This is a genomic window from Ralstonia sp. Ralssp135, assembly GCF_047304345.1.
Taxonomy (GTDB): domain Bacteria; phylum Pseudomonadota; class Gammaproteobacteria; order Burkholderiales; family Burkholderiaceae; genus Ralstonia; species Ralstonia chuxiongensis.
This window is the reverse complement of sequence record NZ_JBGLYZ010000041.1, coordinates 1-25,283: the sequence shown is the minus strand read 5'-3', so window position 1 is coordinate 25,283 and position 25,283 is coordinate 1. Positions and strand designations below refer to the sequence as shown.

Annotated in this window: 22 protein-coding genes and 2 pseudogenes; 16 read left to right on the top strand and 8 right to left on the bottom strand. The window is 63.0% G+C overall.

Annotation, left to right across the window (positions count from 1 at the left end):
- Positions 1–47 precede the first annotated feature (47 nt).
- The 4 genes from ACCD03_RS21615 to ACCD03_RS21600 all read right to left on the bottom strand — a co-directional run bounded on the left by ACCD03_RS21615 (position 48) and on the right by ACCD03_RS21600 (position 5,117).
- A complete protein-coding gene (locus ACCD03_RS21615) occupies positions 48–1,400 on the bottom strand; it encodes a TRAP transporter large permease (RefSeq protein ID WP_413412845.1) in 1,353 nt (450 codons plus the stop codon).
- 6 nt (positions 1,401–1,406) lie between these two features.
- Positions 1,407–1,895 (bottom strand): TRAP transporter small permease, encoded by a 489-nt coding sequence (locus ACCD03_RS21610; RefSeq protein ID WP_045203351.1) that lies wholly within the window; start codon positions 1,893–1,895, stop codon positions 1,407–1,409.
- A 134-nt stretch (positions 1,896–2,029) separates the two neighbouring features.
- Positions 2,030–3,022: a TRAP transporter substrate-binding protein gene (locus ACCD03_RS21605; RefSeq protein ID WP_045203350.1), complete on the bottom strand. Its 993-nt coding sequence runs from the start codon at positions 3,020–3,022 to the stop codon at positions 2,030–2,032.
- A 79-nt stretch (positions 3,023–3,101) separates the two neighbouring features.
- A complete protein-coding gene (locus tag ACCD03_RS21600; RefSeq protein ID WP_413412844.1) occupies positions 3,102–5,117 on the bottom strand; it encodes a glycoside hydrolase family 28 protein in 2,016 nt (671 codons plus the stop codon).
- Positions 5,118–5,790: 673 nt separating this feature from the next.
- On the opposite strand from ACCD03_RS21600, the gene ACCD03_RS21595 reads away from it, so the two are divergent.
- From ACCD03_RS21595 to ACCD03_RS21560, 8 genes are all read left to right on the top strand, one after another.
- Positions 5,791–8,088 carry a LamG-like jellyroll fold domain-containing protein gene (locus ACCD03_RS21595; RefSeq protein WP_413412843.1) on the top strand — a complete coding sequence of 766 codons (2,298 nt, stop codon included), beginning with the start codon at positions 5,791–5,793 and terminating at the stop codon, positions 8,086–8,088.
- A gap of 199 nt (positions 8,089–8,287) precedes the next feature.
- Positions 8,288–9,274: a MerR family transcriptional regulator gene (locus ACCD03_RS21590; protein ID WP_413412842.1), complete on the top strand. Its 987-nt coding sequence runs from the start codon at positions 8,288–8,290 to the stop codon at positions 9,272–9,274.
- Positions 9,275–9,372: 98 nt separating this feature from the next.
- Complete coding sequence (gene folE, locus ACCD03_RS21585) at positions 9,373–10,101, top strand: GTP cyclohydrolase I (RefSeq protein ID WP_413412841.1); 729 nt, start codon at positions 9,373–9,375, stop codon at positions 10,099–10,101.
- 28 nt (positions 10,102–10,129) lie between these two features.
- On the top strand, positions 10,130–11,425 hold the full coding sequence (locus ACCD03_RS21580; protein ID WP_413412840.1) for an NAD(P)/FAD-dependent oxidoreductase: 1,296 nt from the start codon (positions 10,130–10,132) through the stop codon (positions 11,423–11,425).
- Positions 11,422–12,189: a DUF1365 domain-containing protein gene (locus ACCD03_RS21575; protein WP_413412839.1), complete on the top strand. Its 768-nt coding sequence runs from the start codon at positions 11,422–11,424 to the stop codon at positions 12,187–12,189. Before ACCD03_RS21580 ends, ACCD03_RS21575 begins: the two co-directional genes overlap by 4 nt.
- Positions 12,186–13,385 (top strand): class I SAM-dependent methyltransferase, encoded by a 1,200-nt coding sequence (locus ACCD03_RS21570; RefSeq protein ID WP_413412838.1) that lies wholly within the window; start codon positions 12,186–12,188, stop codon positions 13,383–13,385. Before ACCD03_RS21575 ends, ACCD03_RS21570 begins: the two co-directional genes overlap by 4 nt.
- A 2-nt stretch (positions 13,386–13,387) precedes the next feature.
- Positions 13,388–14,164, top strand: coding sequence for a DUF1295 domain-containing protein (locus ACCD03_RS21565; RefSeq protein ID WP_413412837.1), 777 nt, complete (start codon positions 13,388–13,390; stop codon positions 14,162–14,164).
- Positions 14,165–14,196: 32 nt separating this feature from the next.
- Positions 14,197–15,297 carry an SAM-dependent methyltransferase gene (locus ACCD03_RS21560; RefSeq protein ID WP_413412836.1) on the top strand — a complete coding sequence of 367 codons (1,101 nt, stop codon included), beginning with the start codon at positions 14,197–14,199 and terminating at the stop codon, positions 15,295–15,297.
- Positions 15,298–15,320: 23 nt separating this feature from the next.
- Here ACCD03_RS21560 and ACCD03_RS21555 read toward each other — a convergent pair whose 3' ends face one another.
- Positions 15,321–15,851: a DUF2878 domain-containing protein gene (locus ACCD03_RS21555; protein ID WP_045203341.1), complete on the bottom strand. Its 531-nt coding sequence runs from the start codon at positions 15,849–15,851 to the stop codon at positions 15,321–15,323.
- Between ACCD03_RS21555 and ACCD03_RS21550 the strand changes: the two genes are divergently transcribed.
- Entirely contained in the window at positions 15,840–16,472 is a 633-nt protein-coding gene (locus ACCD03_RS21550; RefSeq protein ID WP_253541732.1) for a lipocalin family protein, read from the top strand. The two genes, ACCD03_RS21555 and ACCD03_RS21550, sit on opposite strands and share 12 nt — an antisense overlap.
- Positions 16,473–16,483: 11 nt before the next feature.
- Here ACCD03_RS21550 and ACCD03_RS21545 read toward each other — a convergent pair whose 3' ends face one another.
- Complete coding sequence (locus ACCD03_RS21545) at positions 16,484–16,963, bottom strand: chalcone isomerase family protein (protein WP_413412862.1); 480 nt, start codon at positions 16,961–16,963, stop codon at positions 16,484–16,486.
- 458 nt (positions 16,964–17,421) lie between these two features.
- On the opposite strand from ACCD03_RS21545, the gene ACCD03_RS21540 reads away from it, so the two are divergent.
- The 3 genes from ACCD03_RS21540 (at position 17,422) to ACCD03_RS21530 (ending at position 20,571) form a co-directional block, all read left to right on the top strand.
- Positions 17,422–17,970, top strand: a complete 549-nt coding sequence (locus tag ACCD03_RS21540) for a lipocalin family protein (RefSeq protein ID WP_045203540.1) — start codon at positions 17,422–17,424, stop codon at positions 17,968–17,970.
- A gap of 77 nt (positions 17,971–18,047) precedes the next feature.
- The gene (locus ACCD03_RS21535) at positions 18,048–19,589 is read left to right on the top strand and encodes a cryptochrome/photolyase family protein (RefSeq protein ID WP_413412835.1); all 1,542 of its coding nucleotides are present in this window, start codon (positions 18,048–18,050) and stop codon (positions 19,587–19,589) included.
- A gap of 49 nt (positions 19,590–19,638) precedes the next feature.
- On the top strand, positions 19,639–20,571 hold the full coding sequence (locus ACCD03_RS21530; protein ID WP_413412834.1) for a TIGR01777 family oxidoreductase: 933 nt from the start codon (positions 19,639–19,641) through the stop codon (positions 20,569–20,571).
- 82 nt (positions 20,572–20,653) lie between these two features.
- Here ACCD03_RS21530 and ACCD03_RS21525 read toward each other — a convergent pair.
- Positions 20,654–20,953, bottom strand: a pseudogene (locus tag ACCD03_RS21525) (carbonic anhydrase); the annotation flags it as partial.
- An 81-nt stretch (positions 20,954–21,034) separates the two neighbouring features.
- Here ACCD03_RS21525 and ACCD03_RS21520 point away from each other — a divergent pair.
- From ACCD03_RS21520 to ACCD03_RS21505, 4 genes are all read left to right on the top strand, one after another.
- Positions 21,035–21,895, top strand: a complete 861-nt coding sequence (locus tag ACCD03_RS21520) for an alpha/beta hydrolase (protein WP_413412833.1) — start codon at positions 21,035–21,037, stop codon at positions 21,893–21,895.
- A gap of 183 nt (positions 21,896–22,078) precedes the next feature.
- Positions 22,079–23,629, top strand: a complete 1,551-nt coding sequence (locus ACCD03_RS21515; protein ID WP_413412832.1) for a deoxyribodipyrimidine photo-lyase/cryptochrome family protein — start codon at positions 22,079–22,081, stop codon at positions 23,627–23,629.
- A gap of 8 nt (positions 23,630–23,637) precedes the next feature.
- The gene (locus tag ACCD03_RS21510) at positions 23,638–23,802 is read left to right on the top strand and encodes a DUF2256 domain-containing protein (protein ID WP_413412831.1); all 165 of its coding nucleotides are present in this window, start codon (positions 23,638–23,640) and stop codon (positions 23,800–23,802) included.
- Positions 23,799–25,106, top strand: coding sequence for a DASH family cryptochrome (locus ACCD03_RS21505; RefSeq protein WP_413412830.1), 1,308 nt, complete (start codon positions 23,799–23,801; stop codon positions 25,104–25,106). Before ACCD03_RS21510 ends, ACCD03_RS21505 begins: the two co-directional genes overlap by 4 nt.
- Positions 25,107–25,208: 102 nt before the next feature.
- On the opposite strand, the pseudogene sdhB reads toward ACCD03_RS21505, so the two are convergent.
- Positions 25,209–25,283: pseudogene (gene sdhB, locus ACCD03_RS21500) on the bottom strand (succinate dehydrogenase iron-sulfur subunit); the annotation flags it as partial.

Sequence of the window (25,283 nt, the reverse complement as noted above, 5' to 3'; positions counted from 1 at the left end):
CTTGATGTCGCAGCCGTGGCTGCATGTTGGTTATTCGTTGGGTTGCCTCAGTACACCGGGTGCCCGTTGATTACGCTCGGCAGCCAGGTCGAGAAGAACGGCATGTACGTCACCACGTTGATGGCGGTGAAGATGGCGAGGTAGTAGGGCCAGGCGATCTTGGTGGTCTCGCCAATGGAGACTTCGCCGATGGCGCAGCCGACAAACTGCACCGAGCCGATGGGCGGATGCACCAGACCCAGCGAGCAGTTGAGCAGCAGCATGATCCCGAACTGCACGGGGCCGACGCCGCAATGCATGGCCATGGGCAGGAACAGCGGCGTGGTGATCAGGATGTGCGCCGCCATGTCGACGAACGTGCCCAGGAACACCTGCAGGATGTTGATGTAGAGCAGCATCAGCCACGGTGCGGCGCTGGTTTGCGTGAGCATCTGCTCGATGGCGTCCGGAATCTCCAGGTAGGCCATCTGGAAACGCAGCATGTTCGACACGGCAATCAGCAGCAGCACCACGCCCGTGGTCTTGGCGGCGTGGGCCAGCGCACGGCGGAACTTGGCCCACGTCATGGAGCGATAGACAAGCACCGTCAGGCACAGCGAATAGGCGACTGCGATGGCGGCGGCTTCGGTGGCGGTGGCAATGCCCATGGCCACGCACACCAGGATCAGTGCGATCACCATCAGGCCCGGTACCGCGCCCACAAAGGCACGTGCCACGGCAAACCAGCCGGGGAAGGGCGGCAGCTCGGTCGAGCCATCGGCGCGGCGCGGGAAACCGTAGCGCTTGGCTTGCCAGTAGGCGGCGACCAGCACGAAGCCCATGACCCAAAGCACCGGCAGCAGCCCCGAGAACAGCAGGTCGCCAATCGACACGCCGCTCACCTGCTGGCCGTTGAGCGAGCCCACGATGCCCTGCGCCGCAAAGGCGTAGATGATCATGTTGGTGGAGGTCGGCATGAGCGCCCCGGCCAGCGAGGCATGCGTGGTCACGTTGACGGCGTAGGCGGCGCTGTAGCCCTCGCGCTTCATCAGCGGAATTACCACGCCACCCATGGCCGACGTGTCGGCGGTGGGCGAGCCCGAGACGCCGCCGAACAGCGTGCAGGCCACCACGTTGGCCATGCCCAGGCCACCGCGGAAGTGCCCCACCAGTGTTTGCGCGAAGCGCAGGATGCGGTCTGCAATGCCGCCGTGCAGCATCAGCTCGCCTGACAGGATGAAGAACGGCACGGCCAGGAACGAGAACGCGTTCATGCCCGAGATCATCGACTGCATGGCGGTGGCCGCCGGCAGGCCTTCGTGCAGATACGTCAGCACGCATGACAGGCCGAGCGCGAACGAAACCGGTACGCCCAGCAAAAGAAACGCCAGAAAACTGACGGAGAGAATGGCGAGATCCATGGTGACTTAACTTGCGTCTTGCGCGAACAGCCCGACCAGGCGTTCGAGAGCGAACAGGGCGATGGCGACACTCGCCACGATAGGAATCCAATAGCGAACGGCTTCAGGCAGCCCGAGGATGGGAATGCGGTCACCGAACGTGGTTTCGGCCATCTCCAAGCAGCCGATGAAGATCACCACGGCAAAGGCGATCAGGCACAGCTTCTGCAGCACGTGCGCGGCGCGCTTGCCCCCTGCGGGCAGGCGTTCAACAAAGGAATCCAGGCCGATATGGCCGCCCTCGCGCACCTTGAGCGCGGCCCCGAACATGGCAATGGCCACCACCATGAGCAGGGCGATGGGTTCAACAAAATCCGGCGCGTTGTTGAAGACGTAGCGCATGATCACGCCGTAGAAGACAAGCACGGTTAGCGTGGCCAGGCATGACGCCGCCACAAGCGTGAGCACGAGCGCAAACGCATCGTTGATGCGTTTGAGTAAAGACATCGATTGCATGCTGAACCTGGAGGGGAGCGCGGTATCGGAGGTGGGCAGGCGGGCCCGGTGTACCAACGGCGTACATCGGGGGCCTGCCCGGCGCGGGGCTTGCGGGAAAGTCGCAGGCCCTGCGCTTGAGCGGTGATGCAGGCTTACTTGGTGGCCACGATTGCGTTGACGATGTCCTTCATCTGCGGAGTGGTTTCGTACTTCGTCCAGATTGGCTGCATGGCCTTGACGAAGGCGGCACGGTCAACCTGCGAAGCCGGCACGATGGTGGCGTTGCCCTTGGTCACGGTTGCCGTGGCCGCCTGCTCGCGCGCGGTCCAGAGCTTGACGTAGTACGGCACGGAGTCGGCTGCAGCCTTGCGGATTGCGGCTTGCTCCTGCGGCGTCAGCGTGTCCCAGATCTTCTTGGAGAAGACGAGCACTTCCGGCGTCATCGCATGCTGCGTTTCGGAGTAGATCTGCGCGACTTCGAAGTGTTTGGTTTCTTCATACGACGGGATGTTGTTTTCCGCCGCATCCACCAGGCCCGTCTTCAGGCCGGTGTAGACCTCGCTGAACGGCATCGGCGTGGGCGTGCCGCCCATGGCCTTGATCTCGTCGACCATCAGGTCCGACGGCTGCACGCGGATCTTCACGCCTTTCATGTCGGCCGGCGTGTGGATGGCCTTCTTGGCGTAGATCGACCGCGCGCCGCTCTCATAGAACGTCAGGGCGACGAAGCCCTTGGCGGCAAACGAATCCAGAATCTTCTGGCCGACCGGGCCGTACATCACCTTGCGGAAATGGTCGATGTCGCGGAACAGGAAAGGCAGCGAGGGAATGACCGATTCCGGAACGATCTCGTTGAAGGCCGCGCCGTTGGCACGCACCATGTCGATCGCGCCGATACGCACCTGGTCGATGGTGTCCTTCTCCGAGCCCAGCGCGCTGTTGCCGAACACCTTGACGGAGTCTTTGCCGTCAGTGGCCTTTTTGATCTCCTCGCCCATGAACTTGACGGCCATGTTGGTCGGGTAAGTGTCGCCGTGCACGTCGGCTACACGGAAGGTGCGCGCTTGCACAGCGCCGCTTGCGAAGGCGGCAAGCAGTGCGGCGAACAGCAGGGAGGTACGAGCGATTGCGGTAGGGCGTTTCATGATGGATGTATGGGCAGCAGGGTCGGAATAAAAAGGCGCTGGCCAGCAGAACCAGCCAAGCGCGAAGGAGGCGGGTTGCTCAGCGGGCGTCGGTTACGGTGGTGTTGAAAGTCTGCCCACCGATCACGACGTTCTGCAGCGTGATGTCGTGCACGTTGTAGGCGTAGATCGGCCCCGGCGTGGTGGCGCTTGCCGGGCCTGCCGCCGTGGGCGTGCCGAAGTTGCAGTTCGAGATCGTCACGCCCGTGATGGGCGGAACGGTGGGCACAGGCAGCGCGCCGTTGTAGTCGAACGCCACGGGGCCCTGCGCAACGATGGCCTGGAAGCACGAGCCTGTCAGGCTGCCGGTGGTGACGTTGCCGGCGGTTACGTTGGAGATGTTCACGTTCTGCACGAGGGCCGGCCGCGTACGGATGGCATCGGCTGCAGGCTGGTAGTCGCAGTCGAAGGTGATCAGGCCGCCTTGCGAAGCTGACGGGTTTGCTGCGGCCGCTGTCACCACGCCCAGTGGCACCGTGCTGTTGATCGGGCTGCCTGCCAGCATCTTGCTGCCGTAGCCGGCCCCCGTGAGGTTCACACCGTTGGGCAGGCTGACGTTGGTGACATAGAAATTCTTCACGAACCCGCCACGGTTCATGTTCGTCTTGATGCGGATGGCGATGTTGAGCGAGTTCGTTGCCCAGAACTGGTTCAGCATCGCCAGGTTGCGCGCATAGATGTTCTGCACGCCGCCGCCCATTTCGCTGCCCAGCGTGATGCCGCCGTGGCCGCTGTTCATCGTGCAGTTCTGGATGACGTGGTCTTGCGCAGGGCCGTAGCCGGTGTCGAGGTTCTTGCCCGACTTGATGGCGATGCAGTCGTCGCCCGTGTTGAACGTGACGTTTTCGCAAAGCACGTTGCTGCAGGCGTCGGGGTCGAAGCCGTCGTTGTTGGGGCCGATGCTATCGACCGTTACGCCACGGATGACCACGTTCGTGCAGTGCACCGGATGGTGCTGCCAGAACGGCGTGTTGACCGTACGGTAGTTCTCCATCAGCACGTTGGTGCAGCCGATGAACTCCACCATGCATGGACGCAGGTAATGGCCGAGCCCGAAGATGCGCTTCTCCACCGGCACGCCGGCTTCGGACAGCGCGGGCAGGTAATTCTGGTCTTGCTGCCAGGGCGTCGCCGGATTGGTGAGCAGCGTGTAAAGCGCGCTCGGGATGCCCGGCACTGCGGTCTGCAAGTCGACGTTGTTCGGGTTGCTGTAAGCCTGCGACGGCGTGCTCGAGCTGGCGCAGCCATAGGCGCCGTTGGTGCCCTTGAAGGTCCACCAGCACGTGCTGGTGTTGCCCGTGCCGGCAAACGGTGTCATGGCCTGGCCATTGAGCACCGAAGTTGCTCCCTCGCCCGTCAGCGCGATGTTGCTGGCGTTGCGTGCGTAGATGGGCGAGCCGTAATTCAGGCAATCGTCGGCCTGCCAACGGCTGTAGTAGAGCTTGCCGTTGGTGCCGCAATCGATGGGGCCGTCCTTGGCGTAGTCGGCCGGATTGGCGCTGAAGTAGATCGTGCAGTTGGCGCTGAGGTGAAAGTTGACGTTGCTCTGGAGCACGATCGGCCCGGCGCAATACCACGTGCCCGACGGCACCACCACGCGCCCGCCACCTGCTGCGTTGCATGCCGCAATGGCTGCCAGGAACGCCGGGCGCGAATCGAATGCGCCAGGCGCTTGTGTTGCGCCGGCGCCTGAGCTGACCGGCGATTTGGTCGGATCGGTGTAGGGGCTTGTTTGTGCGACAACGCTGCACGGCTGCGCGCCATACGCCTCGACCTGGAAATCAACTGCCGGGAATGCACTCTGCGCCACGCCCTTCAGCGACGAAATGATGGTGGTGGCCAAGCCGTTCGTGCCCCAGATCGGGTCTGCCTGAACGGGCGCGGCGGGCGTGGTGGAAACCGGTGCTGCGGTGTCGTCGGAGCTGCCGCCACAGGCGCTCACCAGCGCGCCCCCGACCACGGCACCGCCGTAACCAAGAAAGGCACGTCGCGACGGATTGTGCGGGGCGCGGGCATCAGATGCCTGGCGCCGCCGGTTACGGAAGGGCGCTGTCATTGGGTCTCCTCGTCTGGTTTTTGTCTGACGTGTCGACCCGGCAGGAGGCTGCTGAATCCGGGCACGTCTTTTGATATATCAGAATTTATTGATTGATATATTAGTGGTCAAGGGCGGGTTTTCCCGATCCCCACCGGCGGGGTACGCAGGGCGGCGGCAGCTATGTACCCCGCTCGGCACGGCGTCGCATTGGGCTCGATGGCCCCCTGCAGACATGCCTGGGGCGACAACGGAGCGTCCATTTCTCGCCCGCTGCGAGTGCTGCTGTGAGCCGGCGCAGCGCATGGCAGCGCGGTATTGGGCCTTCCTGCACAGTATCAAACAGGGGCTCTGTTTCTGGGTATCGAATTGCGATTCGATCCAACCGCAATTGAATGAGCGCGACTTAAAGAAATGCCCCTGTCACACATCATTCCTACCATGCGAGTGCCAATCGATGTGACCGATTCATTTCATGAATCGCAGGCAATAAAAAGAGCATCGAACGCATTCGCTATTTGAGCCTTTTTGAGAATGTTTTGTCTCGCAGGCTCAGTGCGGTTGATCTGTGTCGATGAGAATTGCGGTTTTTCAGGCATCACTTTCATTTCCCTTCGAACGTTGGACCAACCCTGCGAATTGCGACGGCAATCGCTTTGTCTTCTGGGTAGCCTAAAACGTAACGGAGAGAACCATGTCAATGAAAAGTGGGGCCGATCAACAGCAGCTGACGCTGGATGATCTGGCCGCTGTTCCTGAGCTGAAGCGCCGGCAATTGCTGCGGATGATGCTGGCTTCGACGGCGGTCGGCCTGTCGGGCGTGCTGAGCGGGTGCGGTGGCGGGGATTCGCCGGACGCCTCAACCGGTTCCAGCTCAACGGGAACCTCGCCAGGGGCGGGTGATCCGGGCACCGGAACGACGACGCAAAAGCTGGTGTCGTCATTTACGCTGGCGGCCCTGCCGGATACGCAATTTTATCCGCGCTATGCCTCCGCAAAAATGGGCGGTTTGTATCAAAAGAATTATCCGACCATCAATCCGCAATTCGACAATCCATTCAAGGCGCAGACGCAATGGATTGCCCAAAATGCAAAGGCGCTGAAACTGGCGTTTACCACGCACCTTGGTGATATTGTCGATCAGTCCTGGTATTACACGTCTGAAGGTTCGGCGCCGTGGAGCACGAGCACCGATCTGCTCAGCAACAGCCAACTCAGCAACGGCACGGTGACCAAAGAGTGGGAACTGGCCAGCCAGGCAATGCAGGTGCTGGAAAAGGCCAACTGCAGCTATTCGATTTGCGCCGGCAACCACGACGTTGGCGCCATCGGCTCGTCGATGCAATGGGGGCCGGACTGGGGCGTCGGCGTCTCGGGCTTTGACAACACCGACGGATACCAGGACGGCGGCAGCCATCGGCAAGGGCTGGTGGAGCCGTATCTGAAGGTGTTCCCAACCGCGCGTGCACAACGGCAGCCAACCTTCGGCGGCCGCCATGGGTCGGGCTTTCACGAGTACCACGTCTTCCAGGCGGAAGGGAATCAGTTCCTGGTGCTGTCGATGTCGTGGCGCGCTTCGGACGATGCGATTGCATGGGCCAACTGGGTCATCGCAAAGAACCCCGGCATTCCGGTCATCCTGATTTGCCACCAGCTTGCGGGCATTGGCCCGGACGCTGTTACTGCAGCCGATACGGCGTATTCGAATTACCTGTGGGACAAGCTGATCAAGAATAACGACCAGATTTTCATGGCCGTTTCTGGTCACTACCACGGGTCGTGCAAGATGACGAAGAAGAACGCCGCCGGCAACGACGTCATCTTCATGGTCGTCGATTATCAGATGGCGTATATGGGCGGCAATGGCCTGATGCGCTTGTACGAATTCGATCTGACGAACAACAAGATCATCGCCAGTTCGTTCTCGCCGTGGGTGCCGGTCAAGCCGGAAGTGAGCCTGAATCAGTTCGATTCGGCATGGCTGACGGCGGACAACCAGCAATTCTCGATCGACATCGATTTTGCCAAGCGCTTTGCCGGTTTCAATTCCACCTTCAAGGCGGCGGCGGGCTCCGTGTCGGGCAGCCTGACGGATGTCGCCAAGGGGCTGATCCTCGCGAACTATCACAACCCGCCGCAGGATGCGGGCAGGCCGGCGTCCGGCCCGAACGACTACCCGGTGGTGCCCAACACGCTGGCGCACTGGCGCTTCTACAACACAGCCGCTGCCGAAGGCGAGGCGCTGTCTCCGTATCAGCCGGGCTTCCAGATCAAGGATGTTTCTGTGCCGGGCGATACCACGGCGGGCGCGAATCCCATCTCGCTCAACACGTGGATGGGCGGCCAACCCGGCGACCTGGTCTGGTCGAAAGACCATCACCCGCTCTCTTCCGCGCCGGGCAGCCTGCAGTTCAAGAACGCCAACCAGACGAGGGCTTCGTATTTCACGACAGACTCCACTTCGCCCTTGAATGTGCAAACGTTTGCCGGCGGCTACACGATCGAGGCGTTCCTGAAGATCGACTCGGCCTGGACCGCGCAGAACAACGCGTGGATGGGCATTCTTTATCGGCTTGGCGCACGCAGCGCAGCCACTGGCGTTTCATGGCCGGGCGATGTCGACCAGGGCGACACGATGGCGATGTTCGCGTTTTCCAACCTGATGGAGTTCCAGTGGGAGGTTATCCCGACCGACAGCACCGAAAACCTGGCGTGCTGGTCAGGCGGTGTCTCGGCGGGGCAGTGGCTGCACGTTGCCATCGTCAACGATGGAAAGGGCAGCACAACGATGTACGTGGAAGGCGCGCCCATTCTGCGCAACAACAGCGGGATGGACGGCATCCGCTACGTGGCGAGCAAGCAGCAGATGGCGATCGGCTGTGCGCAGTATGGCGGCAGCATGGGCAATGGGTTCTTCGGCAGCCTCGGAGAGATGCGGATTGTCGGCGCCCCGCTGCAACCAAACCAGTGGCTGACGGCACGCGCTTCGTAACGTGAAGACGGCTCCCGCCGAAGCGGTTTGGCGGGAGCGCGGCTGGAGCCTGCCGATATGGCGGCCCCGCGATCCTGTTCCTTCACTCCGGAATAGCGATTCAATTCCGACTCATATGTGCACAAGAAGCGCGGTTTGCGCCTCATTTCATTGACGATGTCGGCGGCACAGCGTTTCATGTCAGCAAAGCAGCTCTTGCATGGAGACGCACGTGCCACACGAAGACAACGCGGCCCCGATGTACCGAAGCGGAACGGCCGCCCGCATGGCCAAGATGCCTGTATCCACGCTCCGTGTGTGGGAGCAGCGCTATGGCGTGATTTCGCCCACCAAATCAGAGTCCGGCCAGCGGTTGTACTCGGGCGAGGACGTCAAACGCCTTGCGCTGCTGCGCTCGCTCGTCAATCAGGGGCACGCGATCGGCGCGATTGCGCATGCAGACAGCACCGAGCTCCAGCAGTTGCTGGACGCCTCGCTCGCTGCTGAAGCACCGGCGCTGGCGCCGCCCACTGCCGCAATTTCGCTTTCCGTCTGTGGCACGTTGCTGGCTGAGCGCGTCCGGCGCAGAAAAAGCACGCTGGTGTCGCTTGGGATCGAGCCCGTCATCGAATTGCCCGCGCTGGACGCCGAGGCTCAGCTTGAGTCGCCGCCGAGCACAGATGCGCTGATCGCGGAAGCCGCGTCCCTGCATCCGGAAACGGCAGAAGCCTTGTTGGCGATGGCACGGTGGTGCGGTGCCAGTGCCGTCGGTGTGATCTACAGCTTCGGTACGGTTCGCGCCACCGACATGCTGCGCGCGGCCGGCGTGCGGCTGTATCGGGAGCCCAATGCACAGGGTGAGCTTGACCAGGTTCTGCAAGAACTGGCGCAGCTCGTGCGCGTGGACGCGGTCTACGGAAAGCTCGAACCGTTGCGACGCAATGCGCGCCGGTTCACAGACCGGCAGCTGGAGATTTTTGCCAACGCATCGCAGACGATTGCCTGCGAATGCCCGCGGCACCTTGTCGGGCTGATTCGCCAGCTCGATGCATTCGAGCGTTTCAGCGATGGCTGTGCGGTGCGGTCTTCGCTTGATGAACAACTGCACCGCTATCTCGGGGATGTCGCCAATCGCGCCCGGTTGATGCTCGAAGACGCCATGGAATTCGCAATCCGGGCGGAATCGCTGCATCCACCAGCAGGTTAGCTACGTATATAGCGTATGCGACCCATCCGCCTCGCTCGGGAGCTTGCCTGAGGCGGCGTGGGCAGCGACAGCACCGCCGAATTTTCGGAGCAACTTCAATGAAACTGACTTTGGATCCGCCCGGGTTTTCCGGTGCGGCTGGCAGCGTGCCGCTTTCTGTCCGGATTCGTGAGCGGTTAATGAGCGCCGGCCACCGCTTTCACGCCAATGACAACATCGCGGCCTACCTGCGCGATGGCGAACTGGATCTCCTGCAGGCCGAGGTCGAGGAGCGCCTGCAAGCTGTTCTGCGCGCGCTGGTCATCGATGTCGAGCAAGACCACAACAGCCGGGAGACGGCTCGCCGCGTGGCCAAGATGTTCGTGCGCGAGGTATTTGCGGGGCGCTACGTTGAGGCCCCCGAAGTGACCGCGTTTCCGAATGCGGAGCGGCTCAACGAACTCATGGTGGTGGGGCCGTTGCGCGTGCGCAGCGCCTGCTCTCACCATCTGTGCCCGGTCATGGGGCGTGCGTGGGTTGGTGTCATGCCACGCAAAGACTCCCAATTGATTGGGCTGTCCAAGTACGCCCGGCTGATCGACTGGGTCATGAGCCGCCCCCAGATCCAGGAAGAAGCCATCAAGCAGATTGCCGACTTGCTGGAAGACCGCATGGCGCCCGACGGCCTGGCGGTCGTGCTGGAGGCGGAGCACTACTGCATGCACTGGCGCGGCACGAAGGACGACGGATCGCGCATGGTGAGCAGCGTGATGCGCGGGGTGTTTCTGACAGATCCCAGCCTGCGGCGCGAGTTTCTTGCGCTGCTGCCCGGCCGCCACGGCGATTGAGCGCCAAGCCACCCTAAGAGGCATCGCCTTGAACATTCTTCAGTTTCCTGCAAAGCGCATTGCCGTGGTCGGCTCCGGCATCTCGGGGCTCGCGGCTGCGCATTTTCTTGCGAAGCGGCACGCCGTGACGCTGTTCGAGGCCGCCCCTCGGCTTGGCGGGCATACCAATACAGTCGATATTGAAGAAGGCGGGCAAGTCTTTGGCGTCGACACCGGTTTTCTGGTCTTCAACTCGCGCACGTATCCCAACCTCATCGCGCTGTTTGACGAGCTTGGCGTCGCCCATTGCGAAAGCGACATGTCGTTCAGCGTGTCGGTTGACGGCGGGGCGTTGGAATGGGCCGGCACCAGTCTGAGCACGGTCTTTGCGCAGCCGCGCAACTTGGTGTCGGCGCGGTTTCTGTCGATGCTGGGCGACATCCTGCGCTTCAACCGGCAAGCCCACGCCAATCTGACGGCGGCGCGCAACGAGCGCCACAGCCTGGGTGCGCTGCTGGCCGCCGGCCGGTATGGCGAGCCGTTCTGTGCGCACTATCTGTTGCCGATGGCAGCGGCAATTTGGTCCACGCCCAGCCGGGACATCCTGGCATTTCCGGCGGAAACCTTCCTGCGGTTTTGTCTGAACCACGGCTTGCTGCAGGTCTTCAACAGGCCGCGTTGGCGCACCGTCAAAGGCGGGGCACGCAGCTATGTCCACGCGATTGCGCGCGGGTTGGCAGACGTGCGTGTCGGCACGCCGGTACGCGGCATCCGCCGTGCGGCGGACCACGTCGACGTGCGGACCGATTCCGGCAGCGAGCGCTATGACGCCGTCGTGCTTGCCACGCACGCCCCGCAGACGCTGCGTCTGCTCGACGATCCCACGGACGACGAGCGCGCCGTGCTGGGCGCCTTCCGCTATCAGCCCAACACCGCCTTTCTGCACCGCGATACCCGCCTGCTTCCGCGTCGGCGGCGCGTGTGGTCGGCGTGGAATTATCTCGATGCTTCGCGGGCAGGCACAACGGGTGCGGCGCCGTGCGTCAGCTATCTGCTGAACCAGTTGCAACCGCTGCCGGTGTCGACGCCGGTGGTCGTGACCTTGAATCCGTCCGACCCGCCCGCACCCGAGCTGGAGTATCAGCGCTTCGAATATGAGCACCCGGTATTCGATCAACCCGCCATTGACGCGCAGGCCCGCTTGCCGGCACTGCAAGGTCGCGGCCACACCTGGTTTGCAGGTGCCTGGACGGGATACGGGTTCCACGAAGACGGGTTGAAGTCTGCCCTGCGCGTGGTCGAGGATTTCGGCTGCGCCCCCGCATGGGCAAAGGTGGCGTCATGAATGGCGACGCAGAACTTCTTGTCGGCCAGGTCATGCACCGCCGCCTGCGGCCGGTGGCCAACCGCTTTGTCTACCCGGTGTTTGCCGTGCGCGTGAAGCTCTCGGCGCTGGGGCGCCTGACCGGCACATGGTTTGGCGTGGACTGCCTGCGGCCGCTGTCTTTGCGCGTGCGTGACTATGGCCCGCGAGACGGCACGGATCTGCTTGCCTGGATACGCGGCGTGCTGAGCAGCGCAGGTTTGCCTGCCGATGGCGAGGTCTGGTTGCAGACCTTTCCGCGCATTGCCGGCTGGATGTTCAACCCCGTCTCGTTTTGGTATTGCCACGACGCGGCCGGCACGCTGTGCGCCGTGCTGGCTGAAGTCAACAACACCTTTGGGCAGCACCACAGCTACCTGCTGTGCGCACAGGACGGCGGAGCCATCGGCGCACAAACCGTGCTGACGTGCCGCAAGCAGTTGCATGTCTCGCCCTTTTGCAGGGTCGAGGGCGGTTACCGGTTCCGCTTTACAGAGACGGCAGCAACAGCGCTGGCGCGTATCGATTATCACGACCAAGACGGTCTCCTGCTGCATACCGCCATCGGCGGACGGCTGCAGCCGTTTGATGCGGCTCACCTGCGCCGTGCGTTGCTGAAGCAGCCGTTGCTTGCGCTGCAGGTTATCGGCCGCATCCACTGGCAGGCTCTGCGCTTGTGGGTCAAGGGCGTGCCGTTCTTTGGCCGTGATGCCCACGACAGAACTTCTCCGGAGAATTCCCGATGACAGCTTCGCGCTCCCTGGCCTGGGTGCCGCCTCATGTTCCTGCGGCCGGCCGGCTGTTCGTGGCGCTGGCCGGTCGGCTGCGGCACGGCTTCCTTCACCTTGTCACGCCCGATGGCGATGTGCAGATCGGCGATGCCGCGTCGCCGCTGGCGGCGGATCTGCGCATCACAGACTGGCGGGCGTGCGGGCGCATCCTGCGTAGCGGCGATGTGGGGTTTGCCGAGGCCTATCGCGACGGATGGATCGAGACGGGCAACCTCGCCAACCTGCTGCGCCTGGCCATCGTCAACGCCGCCACGCTCGATCAGGCGATCTTCGGGAATGTGCTGGCGCGTTCCGTCCTTCGCTTGCGCCACTTGCTGCGCCGGAACAGCCGCCGCGGCAGTCGCCGCAACATCCACTTGCATTACGACCTCGGTAACGATTTCTATCGGCTGTGGCTGGACGAGGGCATGGCGTATTCGTCTGCATGGTTCAACGGCAACCTGCGGCAGGGTCTTACAGACGCGCAGGCCGCCAAGTACCGGCGCGTGTGCGATCTGCTCAGGGTGGGGCCCGGCATGGATGTGCTGGAAATCGGCTGCGGATGGGGCGGCCTGATGGAGATGGCCTGCGCGCGCGGTGCCCATGTTCACGGCATCACGCTCTCGGAAGAACAGCGCCGCTATACGGCCGAGCGCCTGGCCGACGAGCCACGTGCCCGCGTTGAACTGCGTGACTACCGGGACCTGGACGGTGCTTACGACGCCATCGCCTCCATCGAGATGTTCGAGGCGGTGGGCGAGTCTTATTGGTCGACCTACTTTCAGACGCTGGTGCGCTGCTTGCGCCATGGCGGACGGGCCCTGGTGCAGAGCATCACCATCGACGAGGCGCACTTCGAGCGCTACCGCGCTGGCACCGATTTCATCCAGCAGTTCATCTTCCCGGGCGGCATGTTGCCCAGCCGCGAGCGTTTTATCAAGCTGGCGGAGCAGCACGGCTTGCGACTGGTCGACCGCCTCGACTTCGGTCGCGACTACGCAGAGACACTGCGCCGCTGGAGCCAGCGTTTCGAAGCGCGGCTCGATGCCGTGCGCGCACTCGGATTCGACGAGCCCTTCATCCGCATCTGGCGCCTGTACTTCGCTTATTGCGAGGCCGGCTTTGACGAGGGCCGGATCGGCGTGTCGCAGTTTCTGCTGGAGCGGGGCTGACCATGTCGGCGATCGGCGTCGCGCTCGTCGCGCTGGTGTTTCTGATGGCGGTGTTCAGCGCCGTATGGGTGTGGCAGCTGCGCAGTGGGAATGCAGGCATGGTCGATCCGGTCTGGGCGTTCTCGCTGGGCATGGTGGCATTGCTTTACGCGTGGCTGGGTGCGGGGTCGTTGCTCGCACGTGTGTTGGTCGGGGTAGGAGGCGCAGTGTGGGGCGCGCGCCTTGGCTGGCACCTGTGGCGCCGCAATGCAGGCAAGCCGGAAGACGCGCGCTACCGCAAGTTGCGCGAGGAGTGGGGCGCAGCCGCACCGCGAAACATGTTTGGCTTCTTCCAGTTGCAGGCGGCGGTATCGATGTTTCTGTCGATCGCGTTTGCCGTGCCGAGCTATCGGCCGGATTCACCGGGTGCCCTTGCCATGGCGGCCGCTGCGGCCCTGTGGCTGATTGCGGTAACCGGCGAGGCCCTGGCCGACAGGCAACTGCGCAGTTTTGCGGCGGACCCCGTCAACCGGGGCAAGACCTGCCGGGCGGGGCTGTGGCGGTATTCGCGTCACCCGAACTATTTCTTTGAATGCGTGCACTGGCTGGCCTACGTACCGTTGGCGATCGGCACGCCGTGGGCATGGCTCACGCTGTTGCCGCCGGTGGCCATGGCGTGGCTGCTCGTGAAGGTCTCGGGCGTTCCCATGCTCGAAGCCCATATGCGTGCCACGCGTGACGACTATGCCGAATACGCCCGCACAACGAGCGTGTTGATCCCCTGGCCGCCGCGCCACTGATGTACAGACATACCGACCCAAGGAGCCCCGACATGACTGCGCTGTCCACGCCGACCCTACCGCCGCAGGCCGCGGCCGACGCACGCGAAGGCTGGCTCATCCAGTGCTGCGAGCGAGGATGGTTGCCGGATGCGCTGGTGCGTGCTGGTATGCGTGCCCTCATGCGCCAGCGCTTGCAAGACGAAGGCCTTCATGACGGCGAACTGCGTTCACGACGCTTCAATGCGTTGCTGGATGAATTGCACGCCAGCCCCATTGCGATTGAGACCGACGCGGCCAACACGCAGCACTATGAATTGCCGCCCGCATTCTTCGAGGCCCATCTGGGGCCGCAGTTGAAGTACTCCTGCGCGCTATACCCGAGCGGCAATGAAACGCTGGCCGAGGCAGAAGAGGCCATGTTTGCCTGCTATGCCGAACGCGCCGGCCTGGCCGACGGCCAGTGCATTCTGGACCTGGGCTGCGGCTGGGGATCGCTATCGCTATGGATGGCCAAGCGGTATCCCAACGCGCGCATTGTGGCGTTGTCGAATTCGCGCGGTCAGCGCAGCTGGATCGAGGCCCGGGCAGCCGAGCGCGGGCTGACGAACCTCAGCGTGCACACAGGAAACATCGTCGATTTCGAATTTGCAGACATGCCCGCGGGAGGTCGCTTTGACCGCGTCGTCTCGATCGAAATGTTCGAACACATGAAGAACTACGGCCTGTTGCTGGGCAAGATCGCGCGTTGGATGCGACCGGATGCGGTGCTGTTCGTGCACATCTTTGCGCATCGCACGCTGGCGTATCACTTTCAGGTGCAGGACGGTACCGACTGGATGTCGAAGTATTTCTTTACTGGCGGCACGATGCCATCGGAAGCGTTGCTGCTGGAGTTCCAGGACGACCTGCGTGTGGCGCGTCACTGGTGGGTCAGCGGCACCCACTACGCGCGCACGGCAGACCATTGGCTGGCCAATCTTGACGCGGCCCGTGACCGGTTGATGCCGGTGTTCGTGCAGACCTATGGCGAGCGCCAGGCCGCCGTGTGGTTTCAGCGGTGGCGCATGTTCTATCTGGCGGTGTCGAGCTTGTTCGGCTATGCCGGCGGCAACGAGTGGGGCGTGGCGCATTACCGGTTCGTCAAGCGCTAGCGGAAGGCCGGCCGCCGTGGCAGTCAGGGCAGGGTGCCGGTTCCGTCGCTGCGCTGGCCCATCCATACCAGGAGCGGCATCCATAACGCCCACCCGATGGCCAACACCCCCAGCGTGGCGGGCACATCGGGAATGTGCGCCGCTCCCAGCGCCGCTCCCGCACGAAACGACAGCGGGCCCGCAATGGCACCCAGCGCCATGGCCAGCCACCACCTGCCGCGCAGCCAACGAAAGAGGACATTCACTTGGATCGCGAACAGCACCCAAAGCGCAAGCAGCCAGGGCGGTACGAACCCGGCCCACACGGTCCCGTGCGGATAGACGATGAGCCCGGTGCGTATCAGCAGGGTTTCCCACGGCGCCGCGAGCACCACCACCCACATCACGAGCCGCAATTCCTGGTATGGCCGGTGGGCTTGCCGCAGATGAAGCGCCAGCAGTGCGGCGACAAAAACGATGCCGACCCAAGCGGCATCGCGCGCGGCACTCAGCACGCAGACAAACCAGCCGGCTTGTCCGGCTACCGTATAGAGGAGAGCACGATGAGAACGCATCAAAAAGGCCACCGTTGGCTCACCCTGTCAGGTTGGGCACGTCGTTTGGCGGTGTTCACGCTGGCCGTCGCCAGCGCTGCCTGCTCCAGCCCGCCCCCGAATCCCAACCCGAGGGCTGCGGTGCCGCTGAAGACGGTACCGGTTGATCTGCCGCGCTACATGGGGCGCTGGTATGTCATCGCCAACATTCCGTACTTTGGTGAGCGCGGCAATGTCGGCAGCTATGCCGAATGGTCCCTGCGGCCCGATGGCCGTATTGACGATGCCTATGTCTACCGGCCGGGCAGTTTCGATGCCCCCCTCAAACGCATGCAGTTCGTTGATTCGGTGGTGGAAGGCAGCGGTGGTGGCGAGTGGCGCGTGCGTTTGTTCTGGCCGATCTACGTGTCGCAACTGACGCTGTATGTCGATCCGGAATACCGGGTGACGCTGCTCGGCTATCCAGACAAGAGCCTCGGCTGGGTGTTCTCGCGCGACCCCAACATGAGCGATGCCGACTATCGCGCTGCACTGAGCCGATTCGACGCGATGGGTTATGACATTTCGCGTTTCCGGCGTGTGCCGCAAGTGCCGAGCCAGATTGGGAAACCGGGCTTCCAATCGCCGGGAGATGCCAACTAGCCTTGCGCGCATCAACGTGACTTGCCCAGGAGATGACGGCGCAGGGATGGAGCGCGCGTGCCGGGTGCCAGCCAGATATCGAAGAAGGCACGCGCGAAGGCTGGATCGTCCACCTCGGTCGTCAATTGTCCATTGGCGTAGAAGCGTGCACCGCGCCCGGGAAAATACACGCCGCACAAGGTGTCGCCCGGCCTGACGTTGGGGAAAGCGGGGGTCATTGCGCGTTGCCATTGCGCGAGGGTGTCGTCTGACGGAACGGGCGCCTGGAGTCTGCGGATTTCATCGATGGCGGTCTCGATGAGCCGGCTCCGCTCGATCGCACGCCGATACGTCACCTCCAATGCAAAGGGTGCGTCATAGCTAGGTGGGAGTTCAGCGCTCCATAGCTGCGCATCGTAGAGGCAGAATCCGAAAAGGCACAGCGCGCCCTTGCCGGAGAGTTGCGGTGCGGGCACCGTGTCGCGGCAGTCGGCCCACGCTCCAACGCTCATGAGCGTGCAAAGCGTGAGGATCAGGGCTCGGACGGCGTGAGTGCGGTGGGCAGGCATATCGCGAGGGCATGCTTACAAGTGGGTCAAGCGGTGAACTGTCCGCTTCCAAAGTCTACTGACGCAGCGTATGACACGGAAACGCTGGCACAAAGTTTTCTTGATGCAAAACCTGCTCACGATTGACATTGCTGAGCAACACCGGGATTGCGGTAGCGTGAGCCGATATGCCAACTCAAAGCATGTTCATTGGCGGAAATGAGCCGCGTGTTCTGCTGCATTTCGTTGACGGGCTGCGCAGCGCAGCGTTTCATATTGCAAGTAGCGGCATTCACTCTAAGGGGACTTGAATGGCAGATGCGTTGACAGCTGCATTTCAATTCGCGAAGCGCGCAGGGCTGCGTGGCCAGGGCGTGTTCAAGCAGATCAGCGTTGTTGTGCGGGCAACAGCATTGTCCGCAATGCGTGCGCGCGTGTATTGGCTCGCACCGCTGCTCGCGGGGGCATTCCTGGCCGGCTGTGCGCCCACGAGCCCTCCCGCGGGCATCACGGCCGTCACGCCGTTCGATCTTCAACGCTATCAGGGGCGCTGGTACGAGCAGGCCAGGCTCGATCATTCGTTCGAGCGGGGCTTGACCGATGTGTCGGCCACGTACCAGCCCCAACCCGATGGCAGCGTTCGCGTGGTCAACCGTGGCTTTGATCCTGCCAAGGGCGAATGGCGTGAGGCGGTCGGCAAAGCGCTGTTCGTGGGCGAGCACGACACCGGTTCGCTCAAGGTGTCCTTCTTCGGTCCGTTCTACGGCGGTTACCACGTTGCGGCGCTCGATCCAGGCTATCGCTGGGCCCTGGTTGTCGGGCCGGACCGCAGCTACTGCTGGGTGCTGACACGAGACAAGCATCTGGACCCCGCACAGCGGGACGCGATCTTTGCGCGTGCACGTGCGCTTGGCATTGATACGTCCGCGCTGATTTCCGTGTCACACGAGCGGCAAGATCCGTCTCAGTAGCGGCGAGGGCGCATGCACCACTCCAAGAGCGAGCACGAAGCGCGAGATCGTGGCGCCATGTTCCGGCGAGCAATGACATGAACCAGCGTGCAAAGACGCTCCGGCTGGTGCTGGGCGATCAGCTCAACCCGCAGCATTCGTGGTTTGCGCGTGTAGACCACGACGTGGTCTACGTGCTGATGGAGGTGCGGCAAGAAACCGACTACGTGCTGCACCACGCGCAAAAGATCCTCGCCATCTTTGCTGCCATGCGCGACTTTGCACAATGGCTGCGGGCCGGCGGCCACCGGGTGCGCTATGTGGCGATCGATGATGAAAGCAACTGCCAGTCCCTGACCGAGAATCTCGCCGCACTCGCCACACACTACGGCGCCGAGCGGTTGGAGTGGCAATCCCCGGACGAGTGGCGCGTGGATGCACAGTTGCGCGAATGGGCCGAAGCGCAATCGCTTTCGACGTGCGAAGTCGACACCGAACACTTCCTCACGGGCAGGCACGATCTGGCCACCATGTTTGCAGGCCGCAAGCAGTGGCTCATGGAGCGGTTCTATCGCGAGATGCGCCGCCGCTTCAACGTGCTGCTCGACGACACGGGTGGGCCGGAAAGCGGGCAATGGAATTTTGATCATGACAACCGCAAGCCGTGGCGCGGCACGCCCCCCGAACCTGCCGACGCGCGCCCCGTGCATGACCACCAAGCGTTGTGGCTCACGGTGGAACGCAGCGGAGTGAAGTCGTTCGGCGAAGCGCAGGCCGGCGAGTTCCGGTGGCCCTTGAACCGCACGGAAGCGCTGGCTTGCCTTGACGCATTTATCGAACAGACGCTGCCGAACTTTGGCGATTTTGAAGACGCCATGAGCAGCAACCACCAGCGGCTATTCCACTCGCTACTGTCGTTTTCCCTCAACGTGAAGATGCTGAATCCGCGCGAGGTGATCGACCGGGCAGAGGCAGCGTATCGGCATGGCAGGGCGCCGTTGCCAGCAGTGGAAGGGTTCATCCGTCAGATTCTGGGCTGGAGGGAATATGTGCGCGGCATCTATTGGGCACAGATGCCCCGATACGCGTCGTGCAACGTGTTGAATCACGATGCGCCGCTGCCATCTTGGTTCTGGAGCGGAAAGACCCAGATGCGCTGCCTGCAACTGGCGATTGGCCAGTCGTTGCAAACGGCCCACGCCCATCACATTCAACGCCTCATGGTGATCGGCAACTTCGCCTTGCTGGCAGGGCTCTCACCCGATGAGGTCCACCGCTGGTATCTCGGTGTGTACATCGACGCCTTCGAATGGGTGGAGCTGCCGAATACGGTGGGAATGAGCCAGTGGGCAGACGGCGGACGCATTGCCACCAAGCCGTATGTCAGCAGTGCCGCTTACCTTTCGCGCATGAGCGATTACTGTAAGGGCTGCCACTACGACAGCAAGCAGCGTGTCGGAGAGCGCGCATGCCCTTACAACGCGTTGTACTGGGATTTCTTCGCACGCCATATTGACGTGTTCGGCCGCAATCCGCGCCTGGCCATGGTGTATCGGCAACTCGCCAAGATGGACACTGAGGAGCGCGATGCTCTGCGCATGCGTGCAGCCCAAGTGCGTGCGAGCCTCGAAACGTTATGACGGATGCGACGGCCCGCGCGGCTCAACTTCAATCAGGAGACCAACCATCGTGCGCATCTTGTTGACTGGCGGCACCGGATTGATCGGGCGTGCGCTTTGCCGCCAGTGGCGTGCGCAGGGCCACGATCTGGTTGTCTGGAGCCGCTCGCCTGAACGGGTAGCTCGGTTGTGTGAGGGGGCACACGGTGTCGCAACGCTGCGTGAGTTGGATGGCGCCGCCCCGTTTGATGCGGTCATCAATCTGGCCGGCGCACCGATTGCCGATCGCCCATGGACGGTTCAACGGCGGAAGGTTTTATGGCGCAGTCGGGTCGACCTGACACGGGAGCTCGTGGATTGGCTGAGCCGTTGCGAGCAACGGCCTCGCGTGCTTATTTCCGGATCCGCTACTGGTTGGTATGGGGATCGAGGGCAGGAGCCCCTGGATGAAGGCAGCCGCCCAGGCGAGCACGACTTCGGCAGTCAACTCTGCGTCGCATGGGAAGACGAAGCCCGCCGTGCGGAGGGGCTAGGCATGCGCGTCGTATTTCTGCGCACGGCGCCCGTGCTTGCAAGTGACGGCGGCATGTTGCCCAGGCTGCGTCTGCCCTTCAGCATGGGACTTGGCGGACGGCTCGGCAGTGGACGGCAATGGATGCCGTGGATCCATCTTGACGACGTGGTCGGCCTGATCAATTTTCTTTTGCACCGCACCGATTGCCATGGCGCCTTCAATGCATGTGCACCGCATCTTGTCAGAAATGCGGACTTTGCCGGCACGCTGGCGGCTACGTTGCGCCGGCCGATGTTCTTGCCTGTTCCCGCGTGGACATTGCGGATGGCGCTGGGCGAAATGTCAGTGTTGCTGCTGGGCAGCCAGCATTTGCAACCCAAGAGAGCGATGGAAGCCGGCTATCAATTTCGCTTTCCGCATCTGAAAACGGCGTTGGGTTGTCTGTTGGGGCGTGAGAGACATCCCGCTACACGGCGCCCCGCAGAATGACTTCCAGCGGCGGGCATTGCGCCCGCAGCGCATAGCCGGGTAGCGACCGGTGCCCGAAGGCTCCCGGCCATCCTCGCCAGACCTGCCGCAGGTTGCGCGACGTAACCGCCACCGTGGCGGGGAATTCAGCCAACGCGACAAAGCGGCGTGTTGCGCCATCCAGCGCATCGATGCTGCCCGTTTCGATGTCATACACCCAGCCGTACAGATTCATGCGGCCCTGCGCGAGCGCCAGCGCCGCAGACGGGTGCGTGCGCAGGTTGGCCAGCTGTGCGATCACGTTTTCGCGAACCATCCTGGGCACTGCATCCAACGCGCACGGGTGTGCGTATATTTTCGAGCGCTCTGTCTTGACCTCAACCTGTATGTGCCTGCACTTGATTCATATCTCATCGAGCATGGGCGGCGTTAACCGCTACCCGTGCGTTTGCTCGACATTTTTTGGGCTGCAAGGAGGAAGTCGATGCGTGGCGTAACTCGCCGAGCATGGATGGCAGCTGCGTTGGCGAGCCTCACAGGGTGTTCTGCCCTGGATGTGCTCAACGCCGTGTCCAAGTCCGACGCAAGCGTGCCGACGCTGGGTCTGGCCTACGGTCCACACCCGCGCCAGAGATTGGATATTTATCGACCCGTCCGGCCGATGGAAGGGCCGCCCCGTGCGGTTGTGTTCTTCTACGGCGGGTCGTGGCGCGAGGGTGAGCGCAAGGACTACGCATTCGTGGGCGAAGCATTGGCCGCAACTGGAGCGATTGCGATGGTTGCCGACTACCGGCTGTATCCGGAAGTGCGCTACCCCGACTTCCTGCTGGACTGCGCAGCCGCCACGGCTTTCGCACGGCGTTGGCTGGATCGGCAGGGCCATGCAGGCTCGCGCTTGTTTGTCGCGGGGCATAGCGCTGGCGCCTACAACGCTGCGATGTTGGCGACCGATAGCCGCTGGCTCGAAGCGCAGGGTTTGCGCATCGAAACGCTGTCGGGCTGGATCGGTATGGCCGGCCCCTACAACTTCCTGCCGATTCAAGCGGCCGACGTGTTGCCCGTGTTCAACCATCCGAACGAAACAGCGGATAGCCAGCTGGTGTTCCACGTAAGCCAGGGGTGGCTGCCTCCAGCTTTGCTGCTCACGGGGGAGCACGATGCGTACGTTGATGTCCGGCGAAATACGCTCTCGCTTGCCGAACGCCTGATGCAATATCGGCACCCGGTGGAACTGAAGGTCTACCCGCAGCTGGACCATAAAACACTCGTGGCCGCGCTGGCTTCGCCGCTGCAGTTTCTGGGGCCTGTGCTTTCCGACGTGGCGCGCTTCGTGGCCAGCGCCTGAGCGCGCCATGCAGCTGTGCGGTACGGGGCCGCGAAGCGGATTTTCTACCGCGTGCCAGGCTGGCTGAATCGGGAATGTGTTGGAAATTAGGGCTCTGCTGGCCGGGTTAGTCGTCCATAGCGGGCCTGCCGTTCTTATACTCGGGCGACGCGATCAAGTTGTGCTGTAAGCCACCGAAGTCCAATGAGCTACACCGTCGTCTGGTTCAAGCGTGACTTGCGGGTGCACGACCATGCCCCGCTTGTCCATGCCGCCCGCCAGGGAAAGGTCCTGTGTCTGTACGTTATCGAGCCAAGCCTCTGGGCCCAGCCGGACGCCGCATCGCAGCACTATCTCTTTATCCAGGAATGTTTGCGGGATCTCGCGCAGCAATTGCGTGCGTGCGGGGCACGATTGCAGGTCGCCGTAGGTGAAGTGACAGAGGTATTCGGGCGGCTGCACGCGGCGGCGCCTTTCAGCCATCTCGTGTCTCACGAAGAGACGGGCAATGATCATACATTCGCGCGCGACAAGGCCGTCGCCCGTTGGTGTGTCGATCGGGGCGTCACTTGGCGCGAGTGGCCCCAGCATGGGGTGGTGCGGCGCTTGCCCACCCGGGACGTCTGGCACGACCGCTGGGCCGAACACATGTACGCGCCGAGTGTGGCTGCGCCCGAAGCGGGCAGCTTGAGAGATGTCGCCCTGCCATGGAAGACGATGGATTGGCCTGGGTGCGAGGCACTGGGCCTGGATGCATATTCGCCACCTCGCCGCCAGCGCGGCGGACGAACGCGCGGCGCTGAGGTGCTGCGCGAATTCCTGTCCGAGCGAAGCCGGCACTATCGAGGCGGCATCTCTTCACCTTTGACGGCGCCAAGTGCCTGCTCGCGTCTCTCCCCTTACTTGGCATACGGATGCTTGAGCATGCGCGAAGTGGTGCAGGGCACAGAGCAACGCCTGCTCCAACTCAAGGGCAACGCAGACGACGATGCGGTGTGGCAGCGTAAAGGGCTGTCCGCGTTTGTCAGTCGTCTGCATTGGCATTGCCACTTCATCCAGAAGCTGGAATCTGAACCCGCCATCGAGTTCCGCAATCTGCACCGTAGCTACGACGGCCTGCGCGAAGCGGCATGGAACCCGACCCACTTTGCCGCCCTGGTGGCGGGGCGTACCGGCTGGCCGATGGTGGATGCCTGTGTGGCCATGCTCAGAGAAACCGGTTGGATCAACTTTCGCATGCGGGCCATGCTCGTCTCGGTCGCTTCCTACCCGTTATGGCTGCACTGGCGGCCGGTGGGCCTTTGGCTGGCCCGGCAGTTCATCGACTACGAGCCGGGAATCCACTGGAGCCAGATGCAGATGCAAGCCGGCACCACCGGCATCAACACCACGCGTGTCTACAACCCCATCAAACAGGCGCAAGACCAGGACCGCCATGGCCGGTTTGTCAAGCGCTGGCTGCCGGCCCTGCGCCGCGTGCCCGACGCGTGGCTCCTGCAGCCGTGGCGCATGCCACCCGATGTGCAGGCCCGCTGCGGTGTGCGGGTTGGCGAAGACATCCCTGTTCCGCTGGTCGATCTTGAGTCTGCAACGCGGCAGGCAAAGACGCGCGTGCATGCGTTGCGCGCCCAGCCGGAGGTTCGTGCCGCCAATGACGCCATCGTGAAGAGGCACGCCTCCCGCTTGCGCCGCGATCGTGTTGACACCCCCCGTGGGAATGGGGCCAGGTATTCGCAGCTCAGTCTCGACTTTTGAATCCGTCGATGCACAAGAAGCTAAATCTGCCGAGCAAGCACTGCGTGCACTGCGGCTTGCCATTCACCTGGCGCAAGAAGTGGGCAAGGGACTGGGATGCGGTCAAGTACTGCTCCGAGCGTTGCCGCAAAGAAGCCAAGCAAGGCAAGGCACGCGATGGAGAAGCGCGTTGAGCACCGTCCTGTTCTGGTTCCGCAACGATCTACGGCTGCATGATCAGCCGGCACTGCGCGCAGCGTGCGAGAGCGGGGCCAGGCACCTCGTACCGGTGTACTGCCATGCGGATTACGATGAGCCGACGCCCTTGGGTTTCGCACGCGTGGGCGAGCACCGTCGGGCCGTGCTTGCGGCAGCTGTCCGGGATCTGAAGCGCCAGTTGGCCGATCTCGGCAACCCGCTGGTCGAGTGCTGCGGTCCGCCAGGAAAGGTCCTGCCCGCATTGGCGCACGCTATGGGCGCCACGGCTGTGTTTTGCGAAGACATCGCCGCACCATACGAGCAAGCAGAAGTGGCCGAACTGCGAAGTGCGGGACTGCATGTGCAGACCGTCTGGCAGAGCAGTCTGATTGATCCGTTTGCTCTGCCTTGGCCCGTTCAATCGCTGCCGCGTGTGTTCACAACGTTCAGGCAAGCGATTGAACAAGCGCGGATCCAACCTTCGCAGCCTCTACCTCCGCCGGCTTACCTTCCGCCACGGCCGCCTGGACTCGTTCTTCCGCCTGGCCTGGTGCGTGCGCCCGCTCCCGACGCAGCCAAAGTATCAGCGGCGGATTCGCGCTCGTCGTTTCCGTATGGCAGGCCGGAGTTTGATGGAGGTGAGACGGCAGGCCTTCAGCACCTTGCCAGTTACCTGCAGCGCAAGCTGCCTCATACGTACAAGCGCACGCGCAACGCCTTGGCCGGCCTGGGCTTCTCAAGCAAATGGTCTCCTTGGCTGGCCAGCGGCGCGTTGTCGCCCCGACGCGTGGTGGCGGAGCTGCAGCGGTTCGAACAGTTGCACGGCAAGAGTGATGGCAGCTATTGGCTGTGGTTCGAGCTGCTGTGGCGAGACTACTTCCGCTTTCTGCATCTTCAGCATGGCGCGCGACTGTACCGTGCAGGCGGGCTCTCCGATCAACCGCAGCATGCCGAGCGCCTCGATGCCCAGGGTTTCGAGCGCTGGCGTCGTGCATCGACAGGGGAACCGCTTGTCGATGCCGCGATGCGCGAACTGGAGGCCACCGGGTACCTTAGCAACAGGCTCAGGCAGGTGGTCGCCAGTTACCTCGTGCATGACCTGAAAGGCGACTGGCGCGCGGGTGCCGCGTGGTTCGAATCGCAACTCGTTGACTACGACGTCTACAGCAATCAGGGCAATTGGTTGTATATCGCGGGGCGTGGCACAGACCCACGTGGCGGCAGGCGATTCAATACCCGGAGGCAAGCCTCCGAGTACGACCCCGAGGGGGCATATCTCCGCCTATGGGCGGCGCGATAGTGCTCCGCTAGCTGCCCCGGGAAAGGCGGCTGAACGGCGTGCCGGAAAAAGGCCGAAAAGAATTTGAGCGCCGTGGCTCTTAAAGTCTGAGCCACTGCGCGCTTACACCGCGCGCCGCACCATCAATTCCTTGATCTTGCCGATGGCCTTGGTCGGGTTCAGGCCCTTCGGGCACAC

What these genes read in the sequence shown, in the direction of transcription:
- ACCD03_RS21615 (WP_413412845.1), bottom strand. Translation starts at nt 1,400, where the DNA reads ATGGATCTCGCCATTCTCTCCGTCAGTTTTCTGGCGTTTCTTTTGCTG.
- ACCD03_RS21610 (WP_045203351.1), bottom strand. Translation starts at nt 1,895, where the DNA reads ATGCAATCGATGTCTTTACTCAAACGCATCAACGATGCGTTTGCGCTC.
- ACCD03_RS21605 (WP_045203350.1), bottom strand. Translation starts at nt 3,022, where the DNA reads ATGAAACGCCCTACCGCAATCGCTCGTACCTCCCTGCTGTTCGCCGCA.
- ACCD03_RS21600 (WP_413412844.1), bottom strand. Translation starts at nt 5,117, where the DNA reads ATGACAGCGCCCTTCCGTAACCGGCGGCGCCAGGCATCTGATGCCCGC.
- ACCD03_RS21595 (WP_413412843.1), top strand. Translation starts at nt 5,791, where the DNA reads ATGTCAATGAAAAGTGGGGCCGATCAACAGCAGCTGACGCTGGATGAT.
- ACCD03_RS21590 (WP_413412842.1), top strand. Translation starts at nt 8,288, where the DNA reads ATGGAGACGCACGTGCCACACGAAGACAACGCGGCCCCGATGTACCGA.
- folE (WP_413412841.1), top strand. Translation starts at nt 9,373, where the DNA reads ATGAAACTGACTTTGGATCCGCCCGGGTTTTCCGGTGCGGCTGGCAGC.
- ACCD03_RS21575 (WP_413412839.1), top strand. Translation starts at nt 11,422, where the DNA reads ATGAATGGCGACGCAGAACTTCTTGTCGGCCAGGTCATGCACCGCCGC.
- ACCD03_RS21570 (WP_413412838.1), top strand. Translation starts at nt 12,186, where the DNA reads ATGACAGCTTCGCGCTCCCTGGCCTGGGTGCCGCCTCATGTTCCTGCG.
- ACCD03_RS21565 (WP_413412837.1), top strand. Translation starts at nt 13,388, where the DNA reads ATGTCGGCGATCGGCGTCGCGCTCGTCGCGCTGGTGTTTCTGATGGCG.
- ACCD03_RS21560 (WP_413412836.1), top strand. Translation starts at nt 14,197, where the DNA reads ATGACTGCGCTGTCCACGCCGACCCTACCGCCGCAGGCCGCGGCCGAC.
- ACCD03_RS21550 (WP_253541732.1), top strand. Translation starts at nt 15,840, where the DNA reads ATGAGAACGCATCAAAAAGGCCACCGTTGGCTCACCCTGTCAGGTTGG.
- ACCD03_RS21555 (WP_045203341.1), bottom strand. Translation starts at nt 15,851, where the DNA reads ATGCGTTCTCATCGTGCTCTCCTCTATACGGTAGCCGGACAAGCCGGC.
- ACCD03_RS21545 (WP_413412862.1), bottom strand. Translation starts at nt 16,963, where the DNA reads ATGAGCGTTGGAGCGTGGGCCGACTGCCGCGACACGGTGCCCGCACCG.
- ACCD03_RS21540 (WP_045203540.1), top strand. Translation starts at nt 17,422, where the DNA reads ATGCGTGCGCGCGTGTATTGGCTCGCACCGCTGCTCGCGGGGGCATTC.
- ACCD03_RS21535 (WP_413412835.1), top strand. Translation starts at nt 18,048, where the DNA reads ATGAACCAGCGTGCAAAGACGCTCCGGCTGGTGCTGGGCGATCAGCTC.
- ACCD03_RS21520 (WP_413412833.1), top strand. Translation starts at nt 21,035, where the DNA reads ATGCGTGGCGTAACTCGCCGAGCATGGATGGCAGCTGCGTTGGCGAGC.
- ACCD03_RS21515 (WP_413412832.1), top strand. Translation starts at nt 22,079, where the DNA reads ATGAGCTACACCGTCGTCTGGTTCAAGCGTGACTTGCGGGTGCACGAC.
- ACCD03_RS21510 (WP_413412831.1), top strand. Translation starts at nt 23,638, where the DNA reads ATGCACAAGAAGCTAAATCTGCCGAGCAAGCACTGCGTGCACTGCGGC.